This window comes from Klebsiella sp. RIT-PI-d, from assembly GCF_001187865.1.
GTDB lineage: Bacteria > Pseudomonadota > Gammaproteobacteria > Enterobacterales > Enterobacteriaceae > Superficieibacter.
The window spans coordinates 357,993-376,188 of record NZ_LGIT01000009.1; the positions used below are offsets into that span (position 1 = coordinate 357,993).

General features: G+C 53.8%; 18 protein-coding genes. 9 read left to right on the forward strand and 9 right to left on the reverse strand.

Translation table 11 applies throughout. From position 1 onward, the window contains the following. Positions 1–116: 116 nt before the first annotated feature. Both rna and dcuC read right to left on the reverse strand, forming a co-directional pair. Positions 117–911, reverse strand: a complete 795-nt coding sequence (gene rna, locus AC791_RS08260; RefSeq protein WP_049839994.1) for a ribonuclease I — start codon at positions 909–911, stop codon at positions 117–119. A gap of 118 nt (positions 912–1,029) precedes the next feature. Then, positions 1,030–2,403, reverse strand: a complete 1,374-nt coding sequence (gene dcuC / locus AC791_RS08265; RefSeq protein WP_049839995.1) for an anaerobic C4-dicarboxylate transporter DcuC — start codon at positions 2,401–2,403, stop codon at positions 1,030–1,032. A gap of 354 nt (positions 2,404–2,757) precedes the next feature. Here dcuC and AC791_RS08270 point away from each other — a divergent pair, with 354 nt between their 5' ends. From AC791_RS08270 to cspE, 7 genes are all read left to right on the forward strand, one after another. Continuing rightward, on the forward strand, positions 2,758–3,147 hold the full coding sequence (locus AC791_RS08270) for a hypothetical protein (protein WP_049839996.1): 390 nt from the start codon (positions 2,758–2,760) through the stop codon (positions 3,145–3,147). Between the two features lie 53 nt (positions 3,148–3,200). Then, entirely contained in the window at positions 3,201–3,527 is a 327-nt protein-coding gene (locus AC791_RS08275; protein ID WP_049839997.1) for a copper-binding protein, read from the forward strand. 12 nt (positions 3,528–3,539) lie between these two features. Further along, the gene (locus AC791_RS08280; RefSeq protein WP_049839998.1) at positions 3,540–4,796 is read left to right on the forward strand and encodes a TolC family protein; all 1,257 of its coding nucleotides are present in this window, start codon (positions 3,540–3,542) and stop codon (positions 4,794–4,796) included. Then, complete coding sequence (locus tag AC791_RS08285; RefSeq protein WP_049839999.1) at positions 4,793–6,229, forward strand: efflux RND transporter periplasmic adaptor subunit; 1,437 nt, start codon at positions 4,793–4,795, stop codon at positions 6,227–6,229. Before AC791_RS08280 ends, AC791_RS08285 begins: the two co-directional genes overlap by 4 nt. Further along, positions 6,226–9,345, forward strand: a complete 3,120-nt coding sequence (locus AC791_RS08290; RefSeq protein ID WP_049840000.1) for an efflux RND transporter permease subunit — start codon at positions 6,226–6,228, stop codon at positions 9,343–9,345. Before AC791_RS08285 ends, AC791_RS08290 begins: the two co-directional genes overlap by 4 nt. A 169-nt stretch (positions 9,346–9,514) precedes the next feature. Then, entirely contained in the window at positions 9,515–10,033 is a 519-nt protein-coding gene (gene pagP, locus AC791_RS08295; RefSeq protein WP_416202303.1) for a lipid IV(A) palmitoyltransferase PagP, read from the forward strand. 193 nt (positions 10,034–10,226) lie between these two features. Further along, positions 10,227–10,436 (forward strand): transcription antiterminator/RNA stability regulator CspE, encoded by a 210-nt coding sequence (gene cspE / locus AC791_RS08300; protein WP_000034826.1) that lies wholly within the window; start codon positions 10,227–10,229, stop codon positions 10,434–10,436. A gap of 62 nt (positions 10,437–10,498) precedes the next feature. Here the strand turns inward: cspE and crcB are convergent, their stop codons facing one another. Then, entirely contained in the window at positions 10,499–10,882 is a 384-nt protein-coding gene (gene crcB, locus AC791_RS08305; protein WP_049840001.1) for a fluoride efflux transporter CrcB, read from the reverse strand. A gap of 75 nt (positions 10,883–10,957) precedes the next feature. Here crcB and AC791_RS08310 point away from each other — a divergent pair, with 75 nt between their 5' ends. Beyond that, positions 10,958–11,746: a deaminated glutathione amidase gene (locus AC791_RS08310; RefSeq protein ID WP_049841569.1), complete on the forward strand. Its 789-nt coding sequence runs from the start codon at positions 10,958–10,960 to the stop codon at positions 11,744–11,746. 127 nt (positions 11,747–11,873) lie between these two features. After that, positions 11,874–12,077 (forward strand): twin-arginine translocase subunit TatE, encoded by a 204-nt coding sequence (gene tatE / locus AC791_RS08315; protein WP_049840002.1) that lies wholly within the window; start codon positions 11,874–11,876, stop codon positions 12,075–12,077. An 84-nt stretch (positions 12,078–12,161) separates the two neighbouring features. Here the strand turns inward: tatE and lipA are convergent, their stop codons facing one another. The 6 genes from lipA to rlpA form a co-directional block, all read right to left on the reverse strand. Beyond that, positions 12,162–13,127, reverse strand: a complete 966-nt coding sequence (gene lipA, locus AC791_RS08320) for a lipoyl synthase (RefSeq protein WP_049840003.1) — start codon at positions 13,125–13,127, stop codon at positions 12,162–12,164. Between the two features lie 210 nt (positions 13,128–13,337). Further along, the gene (locus AC791_RS08325; protein WP_049840004.1) at positions 13,338–14,291 is read right to left on the reverse strand and encodes a YbeF family transcriptional regulator; all 954 of its coding nucleotides are present in this window, start codon (positions 14,289–14,291) and stop codon (positions 13,338–13,340) included. A gap of 300 nt (positions 14,292–14,591) precedes the next feature. Then, on the reverse strand, positions 14,592–15,233 hold the full coding sequence (gene lipB / locus AC791_RS08330) for a lipoyl(octanoyl) transferase LipB (RefSeq protein ID WP_049840005.1): 642 nt from the start codon (positions 15,231–15,233) through the stop codon (positions 14,592–14,594). 93 nt (positions 15,234–15,326) lie between these two features. Continuing rightward, positions 15,327–15,590, reverse strand: a complete 264-nt coding sequence (gene ybeD / locus AC791_RS08335) for a DUF493 family protein YbeD (RefSeq protein WP_049840006.1) — start codon at positions 15,588–15,590, stop codon at positions 15,327–15,329. 102 nt (positions 15,591–15,692) lie between these two features. Further along, positions 15,693–16,907: a D-alanyl-D-alanine carboxypeptidase DacA gene (dacA, locus tag AC791_RS08340; protein ID WP_049841570.1), complete on the reverse strand. Its 1,215-nt coding sequence runs from the start codon at positions 16,905–16,907 to the stop codon at positions 15,693–15,695. 137 nt (positions 16,908–17,044) lie between these two features. Then, on the reverse strand, positions 17,045–18,193 hold the full coding sequence (gene rlpA, locus AC791_RS08345; protein WP_049840007.1) for an endolytic peptidoglycan transglycosylase RlpA: 1,149 nt from the start codon (positions 18,191–18,193) through the stop codon (positions 17,045–17,047). Between the last annotated feature and the right edge of the window lie 3 nt (positions 18,194–18,196).

The window sequence follows — 18,196 nt, forward strand, 5'->3', positions numbered from 1 at the left end:
TAATGCATTTGCCGTACAATTGATGCACTGGATCTGAAATGTGACGCGTATCCGCTTATACGGAAAGGATATGAAAGCGGGGTTGCGTCGTTCACGTAACCCACAAGAAAGCAGGCTTAATACCCGACGGCGTCGAGAATAAACGTTTTATTGCAGTTGCCGGGATGGGGTTGCGGCAGGAAAGACGCGGCATTTAACGGAGCGTTGATAGCAGAGGCGTTAAGTGAAATCTGGATCTCCGTCAGGTAAGCCGGGTTACCGTTGCAGGTGAGTTTGAATGCACTGACGTTACGCGCGCCGAATGCCTGGGCGATGGCCGAGTTAACGGCAATTCGGCTCACGCTTCTGCCGTAATTATCCGCAATAAAGCGTCCCAGCTCGCTCTGTTTGACTTCAGTATTCAGGCGCACCATGGTGCCTACCCAGGCATCTGGATCAAAACCGAAACAGACGCCGTGTTTCGCGTATTCATAGCGTTCCAGGCACGAGGTGCCGCCTGCACCGGGCATCACGCCGTTGAGTTTATCCGCCATCTCCAGGGAAATACCGGTTTCAGCCGCCTGGCACTTACGATTAGCCCGGGCTTCGGGCATATCAGGCACAGGACGCGAGGCGCAGCCAAATCGCATCCACCGGCGGTCATCAACGCCGCGTGCCGCAATGGATTTCGGTAAGCCTGGCCACAGGCCGTGGACGGTAAGAAAAGTGGTTTTATCGTCGTTTTCTTTTTGCAAACGGCATTCATCTGGCTCGTTACGTTCCCTGTCATGCTGGCTCTGGCAAAAGCCCGTCTGCCATGACAGCGCCAGCACATAGCGGTCAAAATCAGCATACCGGGTGGCAACGAGCGGGGTGGCACACGCGCTGGCCGCGCACAGCAGAGTGATACCGGCGATACACTTCCTGAACATTTGTGTTCCTGATGATATAACTCGATTAATTCCTGAGGATAATTAAAGCATAAAATGACGCCATCAGGCGGGGCGAAAGGGAAAAAGCCCGGCGGCAAAATAGCTGCCGGGCCGGAGATCATTGTACCGGAATTCCGGGAACCAGGATTTCCGTTGCCACGATCACCACAATCAGGCCAACAATGACCGGAACTGAGGTTCGTTTAACCACCTCGAACGGCGAAATTTTCGCCATTCCGGCAACGGCTACGACAACGCCTGACACCGGAGAGATAGTGCGACCAAGGTTGGAAGCTTGCAGCATCGGAATAGACAGATATGCCGGATTAATGCCTGACTGGTGGGCCAGTTTAGGGATCATTTCAACAAACGCGTAAAACGGTGCGTTGCCGGAGCCGGTGGTCATGGCCGCCAGCATGGTCAGTACGACCAGCACCAGCATCAGGATAATGCTGGCAGAGCCAAACGAGGTAGCAATAGAGATCAAACTTTGAATAAAGCCGATAGTGCTCAGCCCCTGCGCAAAAACGCCTGCGGCCACCAGCAGCATGACCACGCCTGCAAAGGCATCTGCCATTCCACGCCAGGCCACATCCAGCCCGGAGAACACGTTCTGAATGTTAAAGCCGCGCAGGAATTCCAGAATGGCTGACAGCAAAATACAGATAACCAGAATCGCGATGATATGCAGTTCTGGTCCCCATTTGCCGTCAAAAATCAGCACGCCGATAATCGGCGTAAACGGCAAAATGGCGTAAAACGACGGCGCGGAGGTGGTAATTTCGTTGACATCGAGCATTTCCGTCACGATGTGTTCTTTCTTGTCCAGATAGCGCTGCCAGAAGAAATGCGCAATCGCCATGCTGATGATGGCTGCGATGGAAATCGGCAGGGTAGTTTTAAACGCGAAATCAATTAACGGCATTTCAGCGGCTTTCGCCGCCAGCACCACGTCGCCAGAGGTCGGTGAAAGAATTATGGCGGCAGGTGAAGCGCAGATTGCTGCCGCAGCGCCACGGCTAATCCCGACGTTGACCATCACCGGGAACAGCGTTGCCATCAGCAGTACGCCCAGCCCGGTTGCCGAAGAGACGGCAAGAGACATCAAGCAGGCCACAAAATAGGCGGCAATCATCAGAATGTACGGGGAGTTGATATAACGCAGGGGTTTAGACGCCAGCTTAACCACCATATCGTTTGCGCCAATATGGGTCATATAAGCCGCAAAGCCGCACAGCATCATAATCATCATGCCGAGATCGCCACCGCGACTCATCAGCAGGATTTTAATATATTCAACAATGTCGGTTGCCGAGTAACCCGTGCTCGGGTTGGCTGCGGGTAAAATTTGATGCCCCAGAACGGCACTGAGGATCAGCAGCAGCAGGCCACCGACAAACAGCACGCCCGTGGCCGAATAACCTTTGATGATGTATCGGGCGACGCCGACGATCACCACCACTCCGATAAGGAGCTCAATAAACGTTAACATTAATATCACCTGTGACGTGGTAACCCAGAGAAAATCCTGCCTGAACAGTAATATAAAAATCTTCGGCAAAAATGTGCCGAATAACTGGACAACGTGTGCTGATAAAAATCAATAAACACGTGATTAAAAAAAGCGCGGTGAGTATATTTCATTCGGCTGCCAAAGTAGAGATGAAATATTAAGTTCATGAATGGACGATGAAATAGACATGATATGAAAATGATAAATAAAAGTTAATTTCAAATGAAATTCTGGCCCGGTTTGCTGAGAAACGTAAATTCGCCAAAAACTGCTTTAATTTAAAAATGTGTGCTGCGTATACTCGGGCAATGATTCATTCATTTGCGAAATGATATGCACGCCCACTGGAGCTACCGCCTGCGCTTTTTGAAAAAGCATCTGTTGATGCTTTTTCTGGCGTTTGGCTGGCTGCTGATCCAGAGTCAAATGGCGCTGGCTTCCCATGACTGTGCGATTAGCGTACAGGGTGAAGCCGTCATGATGCAGCATCTGGATCACCAGATGAACCAGCCACAGGTCGCAAAAGCGCCGCTGTGCGATAAGCATTGCCTTCCCGATACCGCACAAAAAATGGATCATCCGCCCGCCTTGGCGCTGCCGGTCACCCTGACGCTTGCGATGGTCCCGTTGCCCTGTCAGGCCGCTCCGCGCAGCAGCGCATTTTCAACGCCGCCCGCCACAGGCCCACCCGCCACTATCCGCTTTTGTCGCTTCAGAGAATAGCCTCCGATAATCCACCGTTTTTTTAACTAAATTCACGATTATCAGGAGTTTCTATGTCTATTTTTCTTCGCACGCTGGCTGGCGTGCTATTCAGTTTTTCCCTGTTTTCCGTACAGGCCCATGACCATTCCCCTCACTCTGCACTAAGCGCAACAGGCCCGACGTACCAGGCGCAGGGCAGAATCAGAAAAATAACGCCGCACTCGGTGACTATCGCCCATCAGGCGATCCACGATCTTAACTGGCCGCCGATGACCATGCAGTTTGTGCTTCCGACTGGCGCCGGACCGGTATCGCTCTCTCCCGGCGATCGGGTCGATTTCACCTTTATTGAGGGTGAAGCCGGTTATCAGATAGTTAGCCTGAACGCGCTGCGCTAATCCGGAGATCGTATGAAACATTCTTTGCTGAGCCTGTGGCTCGGCGGGGCGTTGCTCAGCCTGATTTCCGTGGCCACCCAGGCAGAGTCGTTGACCCTCCCACAAACCCTGGCCGCCGCCTGGCGCTATTCTGCCGGACTTTCTGCCAGTCACAATGAGGCCCGCGCGCTGCAGACGATGGCAAATTCCGCCCGTGAACTGCCCGATCCGCAGCTTAAATTTGGCCTTGAGAATCTGCCCGTGCAGGGCAGTAATCACCGTCGCGTCACCCGGGAAGGGATGACAATGCAGCGAGTTGGCGTGATGCAGCGCTACGTCAGTCGTGAGAAGCGCGAGCGTAAAGCGCTGACCCTGGAGGCGCAGGCGCACAGCGTGACCGCGCAGTCCGCCGTGATTCAGGCCGCTCTCCAGCGCGATGCCGCCGGGGCATGGCTTGAGCTGGCGTTATCTGAAAAAGCACTGGCCACCGCGCGCCGGGCGGTAGCCGAAACCGCCCGCCAGCAGCCGGCCCAGACCGTCAGCGTGAGTAGCGGCAGCGCTATGCCCGACAGCGTGCCTGAGTTGCAACTAACCCTCAGCGCCCTGCGCGATGAGGTCACCCAGGCCAGTCTTGATGTACAGCTGGCACGCGCCCGGCTGCTACAGCTTACCGGTGAGGACGTGACGGCGATTGCCGGGGCGCTGCCTCCCTACCAGCGCTTACCTGCCGACGAGAATACGCTGCGGGATGGCATCGTTTTGCATCCTGAAATCATTGCTGCCGCACGCGAGACGGACACCGCGAAATCGCGTTCTGCGCAGTCGGCGATAGCGGCGATCCCGGATGTGGACGTAGAAATTTACTATGCCCACCGCGCGGAAGGGTACGACGATATGGCCGGGGTGATGTTTACCGTTGACCTGCCTTTATTTCAGTCGCGCCGACAGGACAACGATCACGCAGCCGATGTGTCGCTGGCGATGCAGGCTAACGATCGTATGGCACAAATTACCCGGGAGCATACCGCTGAACTCAGTGCGCTGATTGCCCGCTATCATGCTGCTCAGACGCTCTGGATACGCCAGCGCGATAACGTTGTTCCCTTACAGCAGCGCAGGCTGAACCTGCTGATGGCCCAGTATCGTGCCGGGCGATCAACGCTCTCCTCCGTGCTTGGCGCACGCCGCGATCTGCTGACCTCTGAACTGGCAGCTACTAAGGCAGAAAAAGAGCTGGCCCGCAGCTGGGCGGCGATCCGCTGGCTGATCCCTCAGGAGATAACACAATGATAAAAGGCATACTGGCAGCTGTTATGGTGGCCGTCATGGCTGCCGCCATCGGCTTTTATTCCGGACGACAGACGTCATCTTCTGCGGCACAGCCTGCTTCATCCGGCGAGCGCAAGGTGCTCTGGTGGTACGATCCCATGGTACCCGACCAGCGTTTTGATAAGCCCGGCAAGTCACCCTTTATGGATATGCCGCTGGTAGCGCGCTATGCCGATGAAACGCCTGCCGACGGTGGCGTGACGATTAGCGCCGCGCAGCAGCAGAATCTGGGTATGAAAGTGGCGACTGTGGAAAAGCGGTCGTTGTCAGCCGATTTTTCCGCGTTTGCCACGGTCACTACCGACGAGCGTAGCGTGCGAATTATTCCCGCGCCGGCGTCAGGGGTGGTGGAAAAACTGTTCGTTCGTGCGCCTCAGCAGCGGATCAGCGCCGGTGAGCCGCTGGCGCAGCTGTGGATCCCGGACTGGACGGTCGCTCAGCAGGAGTATCTGGCCGTACGGCAATTGGGCGATCCGGCCCTGACCCGCGCCGCCCGCGAGCGGCTGGCCGTGCAATTTATGCCTCCGGCGGTGATCCGCGAGCTGGAGCGCAGCGGACAGCCGCAAACCCGTATGACGCTGCGTGCAGAGCAGGAGGGTTATGTAGCAAAACTGGAGACCCGCGAAGGGGCGCAGGTGGCGGCTATGGCCCCGCTGTTTGAACTGGCCTCGCTTGATCCGGTGTGGGTGATTGTTGATTACTCGCCTACACAGGCTGCGATATTAACGCCTGGCAGCGAGATGACGGCACTGTCTGATAGCTGGCCCGGGGAGCAATTCCACGGCCGCGTCAGCGAGTTGTTACCGCAGCTTGAAACCACTACCCGCACATTACGGGCGCGCATCGTGCTGGAAAATCGCCATCAAAAACTCAAGCCGGGCATGTTTTTAACCATCAGGCGCTCCCCCGTTTCGCTGCAAAAAACACCGGTATTAGCCGTACCGGAAGAGTCAATTATCGCCACCGGCAGCGCCAGCCGGGTCGTGCTCACGGACGGCACGGGTCACTTTAGTGCTGCCAGCGTAACGACTGGCGTGACCGCCGGAGGCTGGACTGAAATCAGGCACGGGCTAAAAGAGGGCGATCGGGTTGTCACGTCCGGACAATTCCTGATCGATTCTGAAGCCAGTCTGCGCAGCACGCTACCGGAACCGGTGGCGGTGAAAAGCTATCAAACTACCGGCACGGTTACCGCGCTGGACACGACTACCATCACGCTGGCGCACCAGCCGGTGCCGGAACTGAACTGGGGAGCAATGACCATGGAATTTGCGCTCGGTGCGCCGGTCAGCGGAATTAACGTCGGCGATAACGTGATGTTCAGCTTTACGCTTGATGACAGGCAGGGCGCCACCATTGTGCACCTGATGCCGGCCGGGGAGGAAATGAAATGATTGCTGCTGTTATCCGTGCTTCGCTGCGTAACCGGCTGCTGGTGATCCTTGCGGCCATTGGCATGGCGGTCTGGGGGCTGTGGGCGGTACAGCGTGCGCCGCTGGATGCGCTGCCGGATTTGTCCGATGTGCAGGTGATTGTTCGCGCCAGCTATCCGGGAAAAGCCCCGCAGATTATTGAGGATCAGGTGACCTGGCCGCTGACCACCTCCATGCTTTCGGTTCCGGGAGCTAAAACCGTGCGTGGCTATTCCATGTTTGGCGATGCGTACGTTTACGTCTTATTCGATGAGGGCGTGGATCTGTACTGGGCGCGGGCCAGAGTGCTGGAGTATCTGAGTCAGACTCAGGCACAGCTGCCCGAAGGGGCTACGGTAGCGCTGGGTCCGGATGCCACCGGTGTAGGCTGGATCTACGAATACGCGCTGGTCGATCGCAGCGGAACGCACAGCCTGGCCGATCTGCGCGCGCTTCAGGACTGGACGTTGCGTTATGAACTCAAAACGGTGCCCGGCGTATCAGAAGTGGCAAGCGTCGGCGGCATGGTGAAGCAGTACCAGGTCATTCCGGATCCGGCCCGGATGCGGGCGCTGAATATCACACATCAGCAGCTGGTGACGGCGCTGAAAGCGGCAAACCAGGAGAGCGGTGGGGCGCTGCTTGAAATGGGGGAGGCTGAGTATATGGTGCGCACCAGCGGCTATCTCCAGGATCTGACCGCATTCCGTCAGGTGGTGATCGCCAGCCGTGAAGGCGTGCCGGTGATGCTATCTGATGTCGCCGATGTACGCATTGGCCCGGAAATTCGCCGTGGCGTGGCCGAACTGAACGGGGAAGGAGAGGTGGCCGGCGGCATCATCGTGATGCGCTACGGAGAGAACGCGCTGGAGACCCTTCGCGCGGTCAAAATCCGCCTTCAGGCGCTTAAGCAAACGCTGCCTGCCGGGATCGATATTGTTCCGGTATATGACCGCTCAACGCTGATTGAACACGCGGTTGAAACGCTCAGTCACAAGTTGCTTGAAGAGTTTCTGGTGGTGGCCGCCGTTTGTACGCTGTTCCTGTTCCATTTCCGCTCGGCGCTGGTAGCCATTGTCTCTCTCCCGTTGGGGATTCTGGGGGCATTTGTGGTGATGCACTATCAGGGGGTTAATGCCAATATTATGTCGCTTGGAGGCATTGCAATTGCCATCGGCGCGATGGTGGATGCCGCCATCGTGATGATCGAAAATATGCATAAAACGCTGGAGCAGTGGCGTCATGATAATCCCGATCGCCAGCCGGAGAGCGCTGATTACTGGCGAGTGTGCGAGCAGGCGGCCATCGAGGTTGGCCCTGCGCTGTTTTGTAGTTTATTGATTATTACTCTGTCGTTTATTCCGGTTTTCTCCCTCCAGGCGCAGGAGGGAAAAATGTTTTCGCCGCTGGCCTTCACCAAAACCTGGTCGATGGCGATGGCGGCCGGTCTTGGCATCACCCTTGTACCGGTGCTGATGGGCTATTTTATTCGCGGCACGATCCCGGATGAGAAAGCGAATCCGCTTAATCGCTGGCTGATTCGCCTTTATGAACCGCTGCTGGATCGCGCACTTCAGCGGCCAAAAGCAACGCTGGGGCTGGCCTGTATTCTGCTGCTCGCCACGCTCTGGCCGATCAGCAGGCTGGGCAGCGAATTTATGCCCCCGCTGGATGAAGGCGATTTGCTCTATATGCCTTCGACCCTGCCGGGGATCTCGGTGCGTGAGGCGACCCGACTGCTACAGCAGACGGACAGGTTGATCAAAAGCGTGCCGGAAGTCGAGAGCGTATTTGGTAAAGCCGGGCGGGCGGAGTCGGCAACCGATCCCGCCCCGTTAACCATGCTGGAAACTACCATCCGCTTTAAGCCCCGCGACCAGTGGCGCAGCGGCATGACGCCGGAAAAGCTGGTTGCCGAGCTTGATCGTACTGTGGCGATCCCGGGCATCGCTAATGTCTGGGTTCCGCCAATCCGTAACCGTCTTGATATGCTGGCGACGGGCATTAAAAGCCCGGTGGGGATCAAGGTCAATGGCGATAATATCGCCGATATTGAGCAGGTCGCCCGGCACATTGAACAGGTGGTGAAAACGGTTCCAGGTGTGACCTCCGCGCTGGCTGAGCGTCTGGCGGGTGGGCGCTATGTCGATATCGACATCAACCGGATGCAGGCGGCGCGGTATGGTGTCCCGGTGCAGGAACTGCAATCGCTGGTGGCAACGCTGGTGGGCGGGGATAATATCGGGCAAACCATTGAGGGCCGTGAACGCTATCCCATCAATGTGCGCTATCCCCGTGAACTGCGGGATAACCTCGACAAGCTGCGGATGCTGCCGGTACTGACGGCCAGCGGCGGGCAGGTGACGCTGGGCGATCTGGCGACAATCACGATTAATGACGGTCCGCCAATGCTAAAAAGCGAAAACGCCCGGCTGTCAAACTGGATCTATGTCGATCTGCGCGATCGCGATTTGAAATCCGCTGTCGATGAGATGCAGCAGCAGGTGACCCGACAGGTCAAACTGCCGCAGGGCGTCACGCTCTCCTGGTCAGGGCAATTTGAATATCTGGAGCGGGCCAGTGCTAAACTAAAAATAGTCCTGCCGGTGACGCTGATGATTATTTTTGTGCTGTTATGGCTCACCTTTCGCCGTATTTCCGACGTGCTGCTGATAATGGGAACGCTACCATTTTCGCTTATCGGTGGCGTATGGTTATTGTGGTTATTAGGCTATAACTTATCGGTGGCCGGAGCAGTCGGCTTTATTGCACTGGCCGGTGTGGCGGCAGAATTCGGCGTGATTATGGTGCTCTATCTTAATCATGCGATGGATAAATATCATCGCCTTGAACCAGCGGGTGGAAATGCCGCCGTACTGCGGGCCATTCATGACGGGGCCGTACTCCGCGTGCGTCCCAAAGTGATGACAGTCGCGACCATTATGCTCGGGCTTTTGCCGGTGATGTGGGGCAGCGGTGTCGGGTCAGAGATTATGCGCCGTATTGCGGCGCCGATGATCGGCGGAATGCTCACCGCGCCGTTGCTTTCCATGCTGGTTATTCCGGCGGTATATAAGTTGCTGCATCACAGAAAATAATCAGGCTGCGCCCGGCGGGGCGCGCTATAATGATTCGATAAATTCAGTGAATAATCCGTTTTCATTAAGCGGGTATTTAGATAACCTGTATTAAGCTGGTCAAGAATTAGTAAGTGTGGTTAGGAAAGTGAACAATTTAAAAAGTCTTTTTATTATTCTGTTTTTTATTCTGCCTGCGGCCTCAGCAGCGCCAATCGGCACGATGATCCGCGACGGATATACCATTATCAGCGATAACGTCGCTGAAACCTGGCAGCAGCCGCAGCATTACGATCTGTATATCCCGGCGATCACCTGGCATGCCCGGTTTGCCTACGATAAAGAGAAAACGGATCGCTATAACGAACGTCCGTGGGGAGCTGGTTTTGGTCAGTCCCGCTGGGATGAGAAAGGCAACTGGCACGGCCTTTACTTTATGGCTTTTAAAGATTCCAATAATAAAATTGAACCGATCGGCGGCTACGGCTGGGAGAAAATCTGGCGGCCGCTGGCCGATGACAACTTCCGTCTGGGCCTCGGCTATACGGCAGGATTTACCGCCCGGGATAACTGGTATTACGTTCCGGTGCCGCTTGTCCTGCCGCTGGCATCAATAGGCTACGGCCCTGCGACCTTCCAGATGACATACATTCCCGGAACCTACAATAACGGTAACGTCTACTTTGCCTGGCTGCGTTTTCAGTTTTAAATGCGGTTACAGGCGGGTCTGGCATGCAACAATACGCCAGTAAACGCTAAAGTACGAATAATGTGATGTACTTAAAAAAGTTAACGATTTTTATCACTTTTTCGCACAGTTGGACTGGACAAATCGCGTTACAATTGTTGTACTGATACCCGACACAGCATTTGTGTCCTTTTTTCATGTAAAGGTAATTTTGATGTCTAAGATTAAAGGTAACGTTAAGTGGTTTAATGAGTCCAAAGGATTCGGTTTCATTACTCCGGAAGATGGCAGCAAAGATGTATTCGTACACTTCTCCGCTATCCAGACCAATGGTTTCAAAACTCTGGCTGAAGGTCAGCGTGTAGAGTTCGAAATCACTAACGGTGCCAAAGGCCCTTCTGCTGCAAACGTAACTGCTCTGTAAGTTCAACGACAGCATGAATTCAAAACCCGCTCAACGGCGGGTTTTTTTTCGTCCTGAAAATCTCAGCGTGCGCCCGCGGTGGAAAATAGCCAGAAGGCGAAGGCCGTCATCGCAAAAGAGCCGAACAGATTAACCGCCACGTTTAACAGCGCCCAGCCAAAACGGCCAGCCTGTAACAGAAACACCACTTCTGCCGAAAACGTTGAAAACGTGGTCAGCCCCCCGCAAAAGCCGGTAGTGATGAGCAGTTTCCAGACCGGATCGATATCTGTTAGCCGATTAAGCCACGCCAGCCCTGCGCCGATGATAAATGCGCCCAGTAGATTGGCGGTTAGCGTGCCGACCGGGATCGCATGATGCAGTGGATTAAATTTCATTCCCAGCCACCAGCGTAATACGCTGCCGGTACCTCCGCCGATAAATACGGCCATCAGGACTTGTAACACAGCCAATACCTGCTATTTGATAATAAAGACGCCAGTGTAACGCCAGCATCGCATTGCTGGAACCCGGGAGTGAATATGATTATTAGTGCCGGACAGTTTGCCGTTACGCCGCAGTGGGAAACAAACGCGCGGATCAGTATAAACCTGATGGCTGAGGCTGCCAGTCAGGGGGCCGCATTACTGGTATTGCCAGAAGCATTGCTGGCACGCCACGACGACGATCCTTATTTATCCGTAACGTCGGCTCAGCCCCTTAATGGCCCGTTTCTGGCCCTGCTGCGCGAAGAGAGCCGGCACAACGAGCTGACCACCATTCTGACCCTGCATGTGCCTTCAGCGCCCGGCAGGGCGGTTAATACGCTGGTGGCCCTGCGCAGAGGCGAGATTATTGCCCATTACGCCAAATTACATCTTTACGATGCATTTGCTATTCAGGAGTCACGCCGCGTTGACGCCGGTAATGCTATTCCGCCGTTGATTGACGTTGCGGGTATGCGAATCGGATTGATGACCTGCTACGATCTGCGGTTTCCCGAGCTGGCTATCGCCCATGCGCTTCAGGGCGCAGAGATACTGGTTCTTCCGGCCGCCTGGGTTCGCGGGCCGCTGAAGGAGCATCACTGGGCAACATTGCTGGCGGCCAGGGCGCTGGACACGACCTGCTATATGGTCGCGGCCGGTGAGTGCGGCAATAAAAATATCGGTCAGAGTCGTATTATAAGCCCTTCTGGCATAACGCTGGCGGGAGCCGATGATACGCCTCAGTTACTTGTTGCTCAGGCTGACAGGGCGACTATTCAGCAGTATCGTGACAAGTTACCGGTATTAGCCAACCGAAAGTTTGCGCCTCCGCAACTATTATGACGTTTTTTTAAACAGAGCTTGATTCACCTTGTTACAGATTGTTATTGTGTCCGCGCCGCAAATGTCCGTTAATAGACTCTGGTTTTTGTGGCGTATTACGCAGCCTGTTTTTTTGAAGAAGGTATTTATGGGTGAGATAAGCATTACCAAACTGCTGGTCGTGGCAGCACTGATTATCCTGGTGTTTGGTACGAAGAAACTCCGTACGCTGGGCGGAGACCTTGGTTCGGCCATCAAGGGCTTCAAAAAAGCCATGAACGACGATGACGCGACGGCGAAGAAAACCGTGGAAGGCGACGTTACGGCAGAACGGATCGCGCATAAAGATTAAGCGCACGCGAAGGCCTGCGAAAAAAAAAACCGGCACATCAGATGGCCGGTTTTTTTAGGGCAAATGTAAGCGAGTGTATCTCGCTTATTTGACCTCAAGTCCTTTCGCCTGCAAATCGGCATGGTAGGACGAGCGAACAAACGGTCCGCAAGCCGCGTGGGTAAAGCCCATCGCCAGCGCTTCAGCTTTCATTTCATCAAACTCATCCGGGCTGACATAACGCTGTACGGCAAGGTGATGGCGGCTCGGTTGCAGATACTGGCCAAGCGTTAGCATTGTCACGCCGTGACGACGCAGGTCGCGCATCACTTCGATGATTTCAGCATTGGTTTCACCTAAACCCACCATCAGACCCGATTTGGTCGGGATCTCCGGATGCGCTTCTTTAAAGCGTTCCAGCAGTTTCAGGGACCAGTTATAATCTGCGCCGGGGCGCACCTGACGATAAACGCGCGGCACGTTCTCCAGATTGTGGTTGAACACATCAGGTGGCGTTGCATTAAGGATTTCCAGCGCCCGATCCATACGGCCACGGAAATCCGGGACCAGCGTTTCGATGCGAATGGTCGGGCTTTTTTCACGGATCGCACTAATGCAGTCGGCAAAGTGCTGCGCGCCGCCGTCGCGTAAATCATCGCGATCCACGGAAGTGATAACCACATAACGCAGCGCCATATCAGCAATAGTTTGCGCCAGCTTCTGCGGTTCGTTCGCATCTGGCGTAACCGGGCGGCCGTGAGCAACATCGCAGAACGGGCAGCGACGGGTGCAGATAGCGCCGAGGATCATGAACGTTGCCGTACCGTGGTTAAAGCATTCTGCAAGATTCGGGCAGGAGGCTTCTTCGCAGACGGAGTGCAAACCGTTTTTGCGCATTGCCGCTTTGATACCCTGGATACGAGAGGAGTCGGCCGGGAGTTTGATTTTCATCCATTCCGGCTTTCTTAACATCTCTGTACGCTCGGTAGCGACGTTTTTAACCGGGATAAGGGCCATTTTATCGGCGTCGCGGTACTTAACGCCGCGTTCCATCACAATGGGTTTACTCATAGCATGCGTGTTCCAGTTGCGGATAACGAGGAGAAATGGTTTCTATTCAATGAAATGTCGTATTTATCAACTATTTTTGAATGAACGCTACGCAGTATACCATTGATGGCAGGGTGAAAGCAGCCTGCCAGGACAGCAATTTGTGAAATAGTTGTTGTTTTTGTTCACATGCCCTGGCGGAAGTTGGCGATTTTTTTTAACGCAGGAACGTTAAAAAGCCTGACGAATCACGTTTATGACATCCTGTAAAACAGGGTCGCGAAGGCTTAATTTATTATAATGTAATGAAAATTCTAACTTTTCATCATTTAATGGCGCATAGTCAATGGTGCGCAGCGGCCAGCAGGTGGCAAAAAGGGTGTAAATGCGCTCGGGCATCAGACCCAGCAGATCGCTCTCAGCCAGCAGGGCTGCAATAGTGAAAAGATTGTAACTGCTAAAGCTTATTTGCCGATCCGGAAACAGTTCATAAAGGCGCTTACGCAGATCGCCGTGGTTCTGTCCATCAACCATTAACAGCGTGTGCTCAAACTGGCGCAGCTTTTCAATGTCCAGCGGCTGTTGCAGAGCGGGATGATTTTCGCGGCATACCAGCACCAGCTTATCGGTATATAAAACGTGGTGGGCCAGCGCACGTGCGGTCATAACATAACTGTCGATAACTAAATCGGCCTGAAACTGACTCAATTTATTTACGGCATCCGTCACCGGAATATTACGTAACAGCAACTGAGGGAATTTTTCCCGGATCGCTTTATAAATGGTGGGAATGACCAGCGCGCCAATAGAAGATGAGGTGGCAATCGTAATTGTACGTTGTTTATCGTAGCTGCCAGTTAAATCCAGCGCTCCCAGAATTGACTCCATCCCCTGGCTAATATACTCATGAAGATGACTGGCGTAGGCCGTTGGCGTAACGCCCTGGCCTTTACGAATAAAAAGGGGATCGGGAAATATGGCGCGCAGCTTTTGAATCGACTGACTAATAGCTGAGGGCGTCAGATTCAAAATTTTTGCTGCGTTAACAATCCCTTTATGCACATACACCGCTTCAAAAATAGTCAGCAGGTTAAGGTCTATATTTCGGAGCGTGCGGAATATTTGCGGGTTATCATCCTCACGCAATGGTTTTATTCGTTTTTCTGGCAGATCGTTGTAATCCACGCTTAGGCTCCATAATTCATTCATTGTATGAATGATAGTTGATGCTGATCTCGTTGTTATTATCGTCTCAATTATCGCAGGGGAAAATGATATTTATCTTAAATATTATAAGGTTACTGGCGATTTAATCACGATAAAAATCTCTGCGCAAAGGCTCATCTCACGCTTTTTCTTCCTAACACATTAATAATTAAAGCAAAACAGGCGAAATGAAAATATAGAAAGTTCAGGGGGTTGTAAAGAAAAAAGCGGGGAAAGCGGGGGCGGAGAGCCAAATATTACTCCGCCGCAGTTAATCAGTTAAGTAGTGATATATTTATGCTGTGGATTGTTTAGCAACGCTAAAAACTGCTCCACTAATACCGGTGAAACCGAATCCGGTGTGGCATCGGCCACCCAGCTACTTACCTGAGCCATTTCCATGCCAGCATATCCGCAAGGATTAATACGCAGAAAGGGCGTGAGATCCATTGCAACATTCAGCGCCAGGCCGTGAAAAGAGCACCCTCTGCGTATACGCAGGCCCAAAGAGCAGATTTTTTTGTTACCGACGTAAACGCCCGGCGCATCGGCTTTTGGATAAGCCTCAATATTGAACTCGGCCAGGGTATTCACGACAGTTTGCTCCAGCAGAGTGACCAGTTCACGAACGCCAAGCTTACGGCGTTTCAGATTGAGCAGGACATACATTATTTGCTGGCCCGGACCGTGATAGGTAACCTGACCCCCTCTGTCACTCTGAATAACGGGAATATTGCCGGTACCCAACAAGTGTTCGGCTTTGCCCGCCTGGCCCTGAGTAAATACCGGCGGGTGCTCAACCAGCCAGAGTTCATCCGGCGTATTTTCATCGCGCGTATCGGTAAAGTCGTGCATCGCCTGCGAGACGGTTTCATAGGGCTGAAGACCGAGGTGGCGAATAAGGAGGGTGTCCTGAAGCAAAACGGTATCTCCGGGGTAGACGGTATCGGGATGCCGGGGATTATAACATAGCGGAGGGGGGGTTACCCGGTGAGTACCGGGTAACTGAATGACTTACAGTACCATGCGGACAATTTCGATATTGCCCAACTCTTCATAAAGCGTCTCAACCTGCTCAATATGCGTTGCATTGATGGTAATTGAGATCGAGTGGTAATTGCCTTTGCTGCTCGGTTTTATCTGTGGAGAGTAGTCACCGGGCGCATGGCGCTGTACCACTTCGACCACCTGATCCACCAGCTCAGGTTTCGCCAGACCCATTACTTTGTAGGTAAAAGAGGTTGGAAACTCCAGCAGTTCGTTCAGTTTGGTTTTCATGTCAGCTCCGGCGTAACAAAAAAGAATAACTCCCATCGTAATGGGAGTTATCAGGATGAATAGTATATGGGGACGTAATCCCGTTTTTCAATAGGTTAAATATTAACCAAACCAGTGGTGGAACATTAATTTAATGTAATCAATGATTTTACCGAAGAAATTCCCTTCCGGGATCTCCTGAAGCACCACCAGCGGGCGCTGTTCAATGATTTTGCCATCCAGCTGGAAGTTAATAGTGCCGACGACCTGATTTTTCTGCATTGGGGCATGCAGCTCAGGCGTAGTCAGAACATAGCTGGCTTTGAGATCTTTCATACGGCCACGCGGAATAGTCAGATAGACATCTTTATCCACACCGAGTGACGCACGATCGCTGTCGCCAAACCATGCAGGTTCAGAGGCGAATTCTTTTCCGGCCTTCAGCGGGTTTACGGTTTCAAAGAAGCGGAAACCCCAGGTGAGCAGCTTTTTACTTTCTGTTTCACGACCTTTAAACGTACGACCACCCATTACCGCGGAGATCAAACGCATCTGACCTTCTGTAGCAGAGGCCACGAGGTTGTAACCCGCTTTGTCTGTGTGACCGGTTTTGATCCCGTCCACGTTCAGGCTGTTATCCCACAGCAGACCGTTACGGTTAGTCTGGCGGATGCCGTTAAAGGTAAATTCTTTTTCTTTATAGATGGTGTATTCGTTCGGTACATCGCGGATCAGCGCCTGACCAATCATTGCCATATCACGTGCTGAGCTGTACTGACCGTCAGCATCCAGACCGTGAACCGTCTGGAAATGGGTATTTTTCAGTCCCAGAGCACCAACATAGCTGTTCATCAGGCCAACGAATGCATCCTGACTGCCCGCAGCAAAATCGGCCATCGCCACGCAGGCATCGTTACCGGATTGCAGGTTAATACCGCGGATAAGCTGAGAAACCGGAACCTGCATACCCGGTTTCAGGAACATCAGGGATGAACCTTTGAATACCGGGTTTCCGGTAGCCCAGGCATCGTTGTTAATGGTGACCAGATCGCTCTCTTTGAACTTACCGGCTTTCATCGCCTGTCCAATGACATAGCTGGTCATCATTTTTGTCAGGCTCGCCGGATCGCGTCGTGAGTCAGCGTTTTGCTCTGCCAGAACTTTACCTGAGTTGTAGTCGATCAGGATATAAGATTCTGCATCGATCTGCGGAACGCCTGGGATCATGGTTTTGATATTTAAATCATCGGCATGCGCGGCAGAAGCGAGCGTGGCAATGGACAATACTGAGGTGAGCGCGAGGCGCTGCACGGAACGAACGGAGAAAGTGGTCTTCATGGTCAGAAAAACGACATCCGTGATGGAGTTAAAAAAGTGTCCCACTATAGCAAAAGCTATATGAACCGGCATCTGAGATTGCGCATGACTTTGTTAATGTCATTTACATAAGCTGACAATGTCAGATGCCAACGTAGTTAGTTAGCGCCAGTAATAAATGACTGGAGCTGTGCTTCGCGTTGTAAACGCTGCTGCAGGGCGCTGGCTTCAGCTTTACTGCTGAATGGACCCAGCTGGATACGCCATACTGCACCGTTTTGCGTAACCCGGCCAGGGACCGAGAATTGCTGAGCAAGGCGCTGTTGATACTGCTGCGCACGCCCTTGATCGCTGACGGCACCGACTTGCACCACGTAATTACCGCTGGCCGCTGGTGCTGGCGTTGCGGCAGGTGCTGGCGTTGCCGCAGGTGCTGGCGTAGCCATATTGCCCGGTGCGCTTACCGGTGCAGATTGCGAAGGCGGAACAATCGCAGGCTGCGTCGCCACCGGAGGCGCCGTCGGTTCACTGGTTTCCAGCACGCCGGAACTTAACGTGGTTGGTGCGCCGAGGAAGCCGCTGCTTTTCACCGGCGCGCCGGCACCGCCATCTTCAGGCTGTAGGGTGTCATTACTGATCGCCCTGACATTGCCGTCCGTCGGCTGCACTGCCTGCGGGGCAGAGGAGGCGCTACCCATTCCGCCGCTCAGGTCAGGACGTTCTGGCAGCGCATAGGTTTGCTTTGCCACAGTGACGCAGGCCATACCCGGACCGGAAAGGGAACCGTCCGGGGCGACGATAATAGGATCAATACGGACTTTGGTATTGTTCGAGGTATTCAGGCGGTCGGCCGACGCGCGGGAAAGCGAAATTACCCGATCGTTGCCGTACGGACCGCGATCGTTAATCCGCACCACAATCATTCTGCCATTCGCAGTATTGGTGATGCGCGCATAGCTGGGAATGGGCAGCGTCGGATGTGCGGCAGTCAGCTGCGTGGGATCGAATGCTTCGCCTGACGCCGTCAGATTACTGCCCGGCTCGGCGTCATAAATAGCCGCCAGCCCGGCCTGACTAAAGCGGGACGGGTCCTGAACGATGGCGTATTTTTTACCGTCGCGTTCATAATCCTGATTAACCGTTGCGTTCAGAGGCTCATAGCGCGGCTCAGCCCCGCTAATTTCTGTCATCGGACCATTACAGACTGCAGGCTGCGGCGCAGCGACATTTTGTTGCTGATTCACCGGATCTGTACAAGCCGAAAGCAGCCCGACTGCGATGCAGATCCCTGTCCATTGCTTACGCATTGC

What these genes read in the sequence shown, in the direction of transcription:
- rlpA (WP_049840007.1), bottom strand. Translation starts at nt 18,193, where the DNA reads ATGCGTAAGCAATGGACAGGGATCTGCATCGCAGTCGGGCTGCTTTCG.
- tatE (WP_049840002.1), top strand. Translation starts at nt 11,874, where the DNA reads ATGGGTGAGATAAGCATTACCAAACTGCTGGTCGTGGCAGCACTGATT.
- cspE (WP_000034826.1), top strand. Translation starts at nt 10,227, where the DNA reads ATGTCTAAGATTAAAGGTAACGTTAAGTGGTTTAATGAGTCCAAAGGA.
- AC791_RS08270 (WP_049839996.1), top strand. Translation starts at nt 2,758, where the DNA reads ATGCACGCCCACTGGAGCTACCGCCTGCGCTTTTTGAAAAAGCATCTG.
- AC791_RS08310 (WP_049841569.1), top strand. Translation starts at nt 10,958, where the DNA reads ATGATTATTAGTGCCGGACAGTTTGCCGTTACGCCGCAGTGGGAAACA.
- rna (WP_049839994.1), bottom strand. Translation starts at nt 911, where the DNA reads ATGTTCAGGAAGTGTATCGCCGGTATCACTCTGCTGTGCGCGGCCAGC.
- AC791_RS08285 (WP_049839999.1), top strand. Translation starts at nt 4,793, where the DNA reads ATGATAAAAGGCATACTGGCAGCTGTTATGGTGGCCGTCATGGCTGCC.
- ybeD (WP_049840006.1), bottom strand. Translation starts at nt 15,590, where the DNA reads ATGAAAACCAAACTGAACGAACTGCTGGAGTTTCCAACCTCTTTTACC.
- dcuC (WP_049839995.1), bottom strand. Translation starts at nt 2,403, where the DNA reads ATGTTAACGTTTATTGAGCTCCTTATCGGAGTGGTGGTGATCGTCGGC.
- AC791_RS08275 (WP_049839997.1), top strand. Translation starts at nt 3,201, where the DNA reads ATGTCTATTTTTCTTCGCACGCTGGCTGGCGTGCTATTCAGTTTTTCC.
- AC791_RS08280 (WP_049839998.1), top strand. Translation starts at nt 3,540, where the DNA reads ATGAAACATTCTTTGCTGAGCCTGTGGCTCGGCGGGGCGTTGCTCAGC.
- lipA (WP_049840003.1), bottom strand. Translation starts at nt 13,127, where the DNA reads ATGAGTAAACCCATTGTGATGGAACGCGGCGTTAAGTACCGCGACGCC.
- AC791_RS08290 (WP_049840000.1), top strand. Translation starts at nt 6,226, where the DNA reads ATGATTGCTGCTGTTATCCGTGCTTCGCTGCGTAACCGGCTGCTGGTG.
- dacA (WP_049841570.1), bottom strand. Translation starts at nt 16,907, where the DNA reads ATGAAGACCACTTTCTCCGTTCGTTCCGTGCAGCGCCTCGCGCTCACC.